The 6,862-nt window shown below is 70.7% G+C and carries 10 protein-coding genes; 2 read left to right on the forward strand and 8 right to left on the reverse strand.

Annotation, left to right across the window (positions count from 1 at the left end; genetic code table 11):
- Positions 1-29: 29 nt before the first annotated feature.
- Entirely contained in the window at positions 30-1,184 is a 1,155-nt protein-coding gene (locus tag AB1578_01905) for an ATP-binding protein (protein MEW6486653.1), read from the reverse strand.
- 365 nt (positions 1,185-1,549) lie between these two features.
- Here AB1578_01905 and AB1578_01910 point away from each other — a divergent pair, with 365 nt between their 5' ends.
- Positions 1,550-1,795 carry a hypothetical protein gene (locus tag AB1578_01910; GenBank protein ID MEW6486654.1) on the forward strand — a complete coding sequence of 82 codons (246 nt, stop codon included), beginning with the start codon at positions 1,550-1,552 and terminating at the stop codon, positions 1,793-1,795.
- A 160-nt stretch (positions 1,796-1,955) separates the two neighbouring features.
- Here AB1578_01910 and AB1578_01915 read toward each other — a convergent pair whose 3' ends face one another.
- The 5 genes from AB1578_01915 to AB1578_01935 all read right to left on the reverse strand — a co-directional run bounded on the left by AB1578_01915 (position 1,956) and on the right by AB1578_01935 (position 5,372).
- Complete coding sequence (locus AB1578_01915) at positions 1,956-2,612, reverse strand: hypothetical protein (protein MEW6486655.1); 657 nt, start codon at positions 2,610-2,612, stop codon at positions 1,956-1,958.
- On the reverse strand, positions 2,609-2,845 hold the full coding sequence (locus AB1578_01920; protein MEW6486656.1) for an SHOCT domain-containing protein: 237 nt from the start codon (positions 2,843-2,845) through the stop codon (positions 2,609-2,611). The genes AB1578_01915 and AB1578_01920 overlap by 4 nt, the downstream gene beginning before the upstream one ends.
- Before the next feature lie 290 nt (positions 2,846-3,135).
- A complete protein-coding gene (locus AB1578_01925) occupies positions 3,136-3,450 on the reverse strand; it encodes a hypothetical protein (GenBank protein MEW6486657.1) in 315 nt (104 codons plus the stop codon).
- Positions 3,451-3,518: 68 nt separating this feature from the next.
- A complete protein-coding gene (locus tag AB1578_01930; GenBank protein ID MEW6486658.1) occupies positions 3,519-4,769 on the reverse strand; it encodes a cytochrome b N-terminal domain-containing protein in 1,251 nt (416 codons plus the stop codon).
- A 72-nt stretch (positions 4,770-4,841) separates the two neighbouring features.
- A complete protein-coding gene (locus AB1578_01935) occupies positions 4,842-5,372 on the reverse strand; it encodes a hypothetical protein (protein ID MEW6486659.1) in 531 nt (176 codons plus the stop codon).
- 591 nt (positions 5,373-5,963) lie between these two features.
- Here AB1578_01935 and AB1578_01940 point away from each other — a divergent pair.
- On the forward strand, positions 5,964-6,209 hold the full coding sequence (locus tag AB1578_01940; protein MEW6486660.1) for a hypothetical protein: 246 nt from the start codon (positions 5,964-5,966) through the stop codon (positions 6,207-6,209).
- Positions 6,210-6,435: 226 nt separating this feature from the next.
- On the opposite strand, the gene AB1578_01945 is transcribed toward AB1578_01940, so the two are convergent.
- Positions 6,436-6,630: a hypothetical protein gene (locus AB1578_01945; GenBank protein MEW6486661.1), complete on the reverse strand. Its 195-nt coding sequence runs from the start codon at positions 6,628-6,630 to the stop codon at positions 6,436-6,438.
- Positions 6,631-6,674: 44 nt separating this feature from the next.
- Positions 6,675-6,862 (reverse strand): hypothetical protein (locus AB1578_01950; protein ID MEW6486662.1); only part of this gene is annotated, 188 nt, incomplete at its 5' end.

The following is a 6,862-nucleotide window of genomic DNA, read 5'->3' on the forward strand; positions in this document are numbered from 1 at the left end:
GTCAGGGGCAAGGGGCCAGGGGTCAGGGGCTAGGGGTCAGGGGCTAGGGGCAGGGTCAGGGTGAAGCGGGCGCCCCCCCCGGGGCGGTTCTCGGCGTCGATCCGTCCCCCATGGGCCTCGGCGATGCGCTGGCTGATGGCGAGGCCCAGGCCCGTGCCGTCCTCCTTGGTCGTGAAGAAGGGCTCGAAGACCCGGGACAGGGCCTCGGCCGGGAGCCCCGCCCCCTGGTCCTCGACCCGGAGCAGGACCAGCTTCCCCTCCACTTCCCGGTATGCGGGGCCGGGCACCCGGCCCGGGCGCACCTCCGCCCAGACCCGCACCTCGCCCCCCCGCGGCGAGGCCTGCACCGCGTTGAGGACCAGGTTCAACACGACCTGGGCGAGCTGTCCGGGCGAACCCCGCACCCGGAGCCCCTCGCCCACCTCGCACCGCACCGCCACGCCCGCCTTGCGGGCCTGGGCCTCGGTGAGGGCCGCCGTCTGGCGCACCACCCGCTCCAGGTCGCAGAGCTCCTCCCCGCCCCGGTCCCCCTGCCGGGCGTAGCCCAGGAACTCCTCCACCACCCCGTTGAGCCGCTCGGTCTCCTTGAGCAGGATCGCCAGGAACTCCGCCTTGGGGTGACCCGGGGGGAAATCGTCCTTGAGGATCTCGGCCGTGCCCCGGATGGAGCCCAGCGGGTTTCGGATCTCGTGGGTCATGCCGGCGGCGAGCTGTCCCATGGCCGAGAGCCGGTCGGCCCGGCGCAGGTGCCCCTCGATCTCCAGGATGAGGTCCGCCTGGCGCCGGAGCTCGCGGTACGACCGGTCCAGGCGCGAAGCCGAGCGCTGGCACTGGATGCGCAGCCGGCGCTCCCGGTCCGCGAAGTACCCCACCACGCCCGCAAAGGCGAAGTAGAGCAGCACCTCCATGAACTGGTTGGCCACCTCCCGGCTCTCGTGGTGCCAGTGCAGCAGGATGTGGGGCGCGTAGGCCGCGGCAATCGCAGCGGAGGCGACCAGCCCGCCCCGCACGCCGAACCACACCGCGGCAAGCCCCGCCGGGAAGTAGTAGAGGCGCCGGTAGACGTCGTGGAGGAGCGGCCGGTCCGTCTGGGTGACGTAGTGCAGCACCGACACCGCCACCACCAGGGCGGCCACCGCTGCGGCCCGGCGCAGGAGCTCCTCTCTCTGACTTCCCTCGGTCATCGCGCCACCTCTGCTCCCGACTCCTCAAACGCAGAAGCAAGGCTCGTACCCCGGCCCGCCACGGGCGGCCCGGAGCGCAGCTTCCTCCTTCGCTCCTCGGGCGCGCTTCCCCGGCCCCGCTGCCGCTGAACAGTATTCCACAGGGTGACGGATAGCCAACAAGCCTCCCGAACGCTGCCTGACCCACTCCCGCCCTCCCCGCCGCGGAAGTCCGTGCCCCGGTGCGGACTTCCGCCGCCGCCCCGCTCCTGGCACGGGAGATGCCAAGTACGGGGATGAACCCGGCAGCCCCCCAACCCGCCGGAACGGATCCGGCAGTTGGCGGCCGCCACCGCCCCCCAAGCGAGGGGAGAAAGAGCACAGCCATGCCTTCCAAATTCTTGTGGATCCTCGCTGCGAGCCTCGTCCTCGCCGCCTCCGCCGCCTCGGCCCACCCCTGGAGCGGCTCCCCGGCGCCGGGCAAGCCCGGCGTCCACGCCCACGTCTCCGCAGCCCGGGCCAAGGCCCTGGCTGCGCAAGCCGAAGTCCCGGAAATCCGCGAGCGGGATGGGAGGCCGGCAGCGCACGAAGCGGTGCGACGGGTGATTCCGCTGCCCAAGCGTCTTCGGTAGGCGACGGGCGTGGATGCACATTGGCGTGGGAATCGGACGTGCCGGAGGCACGCCCCGAAGGGCGAGCCCTAACGAGGCGACGAGTTGCGATTCGGCGGTCTGAGGTGAAACTTCGTGAGCGGTGGGAGCGGGGTGTGGACCGGGCGCACGCCGTGCGCCCCTACCGGCAGGGATCTTCCCTCACCCCGGGCACAGCCCAAGCGCCTTCCGGGGGCGCCGGGAACAGGGCCAGGACGACCCTGCCGTCCACCGTGCTCACCGCCCCCTCCCCCACCTGGACAGCCTCGCCGCAGAGAGGGAAGAGGGCGTAGCCGTAGTAGGCGACAGGAGGCGCGATTCCAAGGCCCTGGCCCGGGGGAAGGGCCTCGCGAAGGCGGGCCTCGGCTTCCGCGGGGGCCAGGGTCTCCTGGATCGCGGAGAGCCGAGGCCGGGCCCGGTGGCCGTACTTCTGGTTCCACATGAGCTCCGGCTCGGGGGCGGGGAAGCGCCTCGCGCTCATCTGACCGGAGGAGGAGACCTCCAGGGAGAAGGCCCCCCGCCCGGACTCCACCTCGGTTGCGTACACCCAGAAGCCTTCTGAAAAGCCGAGGGCACGCTCCACCCGCACCCCCTCCACGCCGAGAGCCCTCAAATACTCCCCGGCGTAGGAGGCCGCATCCGCCACCGAGACCACGGGGCGGGTCGCGAACCCCTTGGGCACGGTGCCGATCCGGGTGCGCGGAGGGAAGTCCGCCGGGTCGGCGCAGCCGGCCGCCAGCGCAGCAGCGGCCAGCAACCCCAGGACGACCACCCGCAGTGGAAACCCCTGCCAGATCACTCCACCTCCCTCCTCATCCGCTCGAACTCCTCCCGGGTGAGCTCTCCCTGGGCATAACGTCTCCTGAGGATCTCGAAAGGCGTTTCCGGCGCCGCTGGCCCGGGCCGGCCCCCTCCCAAGGCGAGCCTCACGAGGAAGACCAGCCCCAGGACCGCGAGCGCCCAAAAGGCGAGCATGAAGAGCCAGCCCCCGAACCCCACTCCGTGCTCCCAGCCCATCCAGCGGTGCATCATCGCGGCCCTCTCTGCGCGGGTTCTTTGCTCCCGGGAAAGGGGGCGGATCGCGCCCGAGCCCTTCTCACGGGAGTCAGGCCCGCAAGGCTACCCCGCGCCGCGAGGCCCGCAAGTTGGGGGTCCCCCAGGGCGGTGAGCGCGAAATTGGGCAGGGCGTAGGGTGGGACTGCGTCCCACCATTTCTGCCACGGCTCGGACCTCCGTGTGGTGGGACAGGGTCCCACCCTACCTCTCTGGAGAGCGGGCGGAGTCGGAGGAGGGCACGGCAAATGCTGCCTTGGCCCGGGGCCCTACCGCCGCTGGGTGCGCAGCTCGAAGGTCAGCTCGGCGGAGCCCTCGTCCCGCAGAGCCCAGTAGGCGCAGTACTCGTTCTTCTGGCGCGCCGTGAAGACGCCGCTTCCCGAAAGAGAGCCATCCCGGTAGACGGGGTACTGGGTCTTCTCGCCCGAGTGAAAGTGGATGTCGAAGCGCACCGGACCGGACGCCTCGTAGGAGTAGCGAAGGGAGTCTCCGGAGTTGAGCTCGATACACCGCTCGTAGCTTTCATAGGCGCCCAGGCGGATGCGTTCTTGTGCCGGGGCCGGCGCTCCCAGCGCCAGGGTCACGCCCAGGGCTCCCCAGAGTGCGACGGCTCTTCTCCGCCCGAACATGGACGCCATTTTCCATTCCCCATTCAAAAGATGTGAGGAACGATCGGGCTTGCAGCGGCCCAGAGGGAGAGGCCGAGCACGGCGAGGCTCCCCAGGTAGAAGGCAAGCTCCCCCAGCCGCGCCCTCCCGGCGCCCCTTCCCGGGAGGCTCTCCACCGCGTACGGGAAGAGCAGCAGGGGCAGGAACACGACCACCGGCGCCGCCGCCATGGCGGCAGCGCCAAAGAGGTTCTCGCCGGCCACCAGGAAGTAGAGCGGCCACGGAGGCTTGGTGATCTCGATCCCGGTCACGGCGGGCCCGGCGGCGAGCCCCCTGATGAGGGGCGCCTCCTGGAGGGCGCTCTGCAAGGCGAGGAGCCCTCCCAAGGTGGCGAAGTACCCCAGGGCCACCTTCCAATGCTTCCGGACGTGCACGTACTCCTGGCGCATGAGCACGTGGAGGGTCAGGAGGAGAAAGCCCGAGGCAAGGGTGAGGGCCACGTGGGCGGAGAAGAGCCGCATGACGGCCAGTTCCCCCGAGAAGAACCTCGCCGCGTGCTCCCCCAGAGGCACCAGGGAGAGGGCGTACATGATGTGCTGGAACCCCTCCAGGGCTTCCTGATCGGCGCGAAGAAAGCTTCCGGCCACGAAGTTGAGCCACAGCAGGACGAAGAGGAGGGCGCCGGTGAGCCAGATCACCTTGCGGCGCCCCAGGTACCCCCGGGACGACACCGTCTTGGCGGTGTGCACGAGCATCAGGGCCAGGAGAAGCTCGCTCGACCAGTTGTGCAGATTGCGCAGGAAGGCGAGCGCCGGCCGGGCCGCCATGGACTCCACGCTGGCGTAGGTCTGCCAGGGGGATGGGTTGTAGAAGAACGAGAGGATCGTCCCCGTAGGAACGACGAGGAAGAGCAGGACCATCCCGCAAGTGGTCCCCAGGGCGTCCCACTCCAGGGCTCGGCCCCAGCGGGTCTTCCTGCCTCGCCCTGCCCCGTGGGCGGCGAAGACCCCCGCGAGGACGACGGCCAGGGCGACCAGTCTTGCCACGTCCAGCCGGCCCTTGGCGTAGGCCTCTGCCTTCACCCGCTCCGAAAACCCCTCCCGTTCCGCGGGGTCCACCAGGCCTTCGGGCTCCAGCCCCAGATAGCCGAAGCCCACGGCGGCGTGGCCCCCCTCCTCGCTGTGGGCCTCGCCGTGGGCCCGGACCTCGGCGGAGGGACACAGGAGCAGTACGAGCACCAGGAGGGCGGGAGCCAGCATCCACCCGCTTCCCTTGCCGTTGTCACGCCGGAGCACGCTCGCACCTCCCTCACCCGGCATCACCCTCTGGTGCCGTCTCGTCCCGCGCCGCGTTCGCCGCCGTTGAACCTATTCGACCGTGTGGACGAACTCGTCCCGAAGGATCACGCTGCCCATGGCTACCTCGGTCGAGATCCGGTGTGCGCCCCGGACTCCCAGATTGAGGTCGGCTCCGTAACCCCCCTCCATGGCGACGGCATCGGCTGGCCGTTCCCTGGGCGAAAGGGCACGGATCACGCGGCGCCCCTTCGTGTAATAGGCGTGAACGCGCGAGCTGCCCCCGGAGGGCTCGGCGATGGCGAAGGTCACGGCGGCGTCTTCCACGGTGCTTCCGTCCCGGCCCGCCACGTAGAGCATCAGGTGCCTCGCCGGGACCCGGGCCTTCCCGGCGATGCCGGAGTCGGCCGGATCCAGCAGGTAGTAGTCGAGGCGGTACCCGTCCACCGAGACCTGGCGGATCGCCCTGCCTGCGGGCTCGCCGGTGGCGGGGTCCCTCATGCCGAGGCTGGGCGACCCGGGAGTGGCGGCGGCGCACCCGGCCACGGTCCAAAGGGCTGCCGCTGTCAGGGCAATCGTGAGAAGACCGCGGTACGCAATCATCGTCGGCTCCTTTCCCCGGTTCTGCTGCTTTGTGTCGTGGGTTCGAGTTCGGTCCGGCGGGACCGCCTGGCGCAGCCCCGGGGGAGGCTGCCAGACGGTCCGCCACCGGCCGCGATACCCAAAGGAGCAACTGCCGTGCCCGGGTCGTGCCCCAGCGCTGCAAGCCCCACTGCGGGCACTTCGAAGAGGGGTCTCCGAAGGGTGAGCGCCTTCGGAGGATCGAGTTCCCTGGGGGCCTTTCTCCAGCCCTTGCAGGATAGCCGACAACGGGTCCACAGGCCCCGCCACGGCGTGCACCCGGGAGCCGCTGGTGCGGCCCCGGGGCCGGATCGCCTGCGGGAGTAGATTCCTACTCCTGGCAGGGACCGGTCCGGGGCGGAAAAAGCCGCCCGCAACGGTGAACCGCGCCCATGGGGAACCCGAAAGCACCCTCCTCTGCGCTTGCGTTCATCCGCGCCGGCGCCGATTCGCGCCCTTCTTGGCACGAGAGATGCGAGGACCTATCGTAACTCTGGCCGTCCCGGACCGCCGGACCGGACCCGGCACGGCGGCCGGCATCGCCCCCAAGCAAGGGGGGAAAGGAGAGAAGCCATGTCTTTCAAATTCTTGTGGATCCTCGCAGCGAGCCTGGTCCTCGCCGCCTCCGCCGCCTCGGCCCACCCCTGGAGCGGCTCCCCGGCGCCGGGCAAGCCCGGCGTCCACGCCCACCTTTCCGCAGCCCGGGCCAAGGCCCTGGCGGCGCAAGCCGGGGTCCCGGAGGTCCGCGAGCGCGGTCCGAGGTCGGGCGTGCACGAAGCGGTGCGACGGGTGATTCCGCTGCCCAAGCGGCACCTGTAAGGTCAGGGGCGCCGGGGCCAGCCGCCCTCTCTGATGGGGCACCGGACCCGGGAGGGTCAGGCCGTCGGCGGGGTGCCAAATGTCAGATCGACGGCGGCCCCTTCCGCCGCCCTGCCTGGCGTGCCTGGCTGTGCAGGGAGGCCGCTCCCATCCACGACGGTTCCTGGAGTGGCGGGCGCTCACCAGATGCGGTTGACCCGATAGGCGTCGAAGGCGGGGTCGCGATTCACAAGCGGCAGACCTTCCGTGAGCGCTTGCGCGGCGAGGAGGCGGTCGAAGGGATCCCGGTCGAAGAAGGGGAGGCGCTATCGTGGCTCTCTTCGATGAAGGTCACCAGGACTCTCGCCTCGCGGATGCCGGCGGGCGATTCCTTCAGATGGATGCGTCCTTCCCGATAGGTGCCTTCAATCGTCGTCAGCATCTCACATCCCCTTCTCCATGCAGCCTGTGACCCTGGAGAGCATTCTACCTCGACTTGCCCCCTGTCCCTACCCCGCCATACCCCGAGTACCGCCCGTCCTCCAGCCGCCGGGCCTGGCCCAGGGAGGCCAGGGTCTCCAGGAGGTCGGACACGCGGTCGGAGCGGGCGCCCTGGAAGGTGCGGGCCAGCGCCTCGGGGGTGGCGGGGGCCACAGCCGCGGCCAGGGCGGCGC

The organism is Thermodesulfobacteriota bacterium, from assembly GCA_040756475.1.
GTDB lineage: Bacteria > Desulfobacterota > Deferrisomatia > Deferrisomatales > JACRMM01 > JBFLZB01.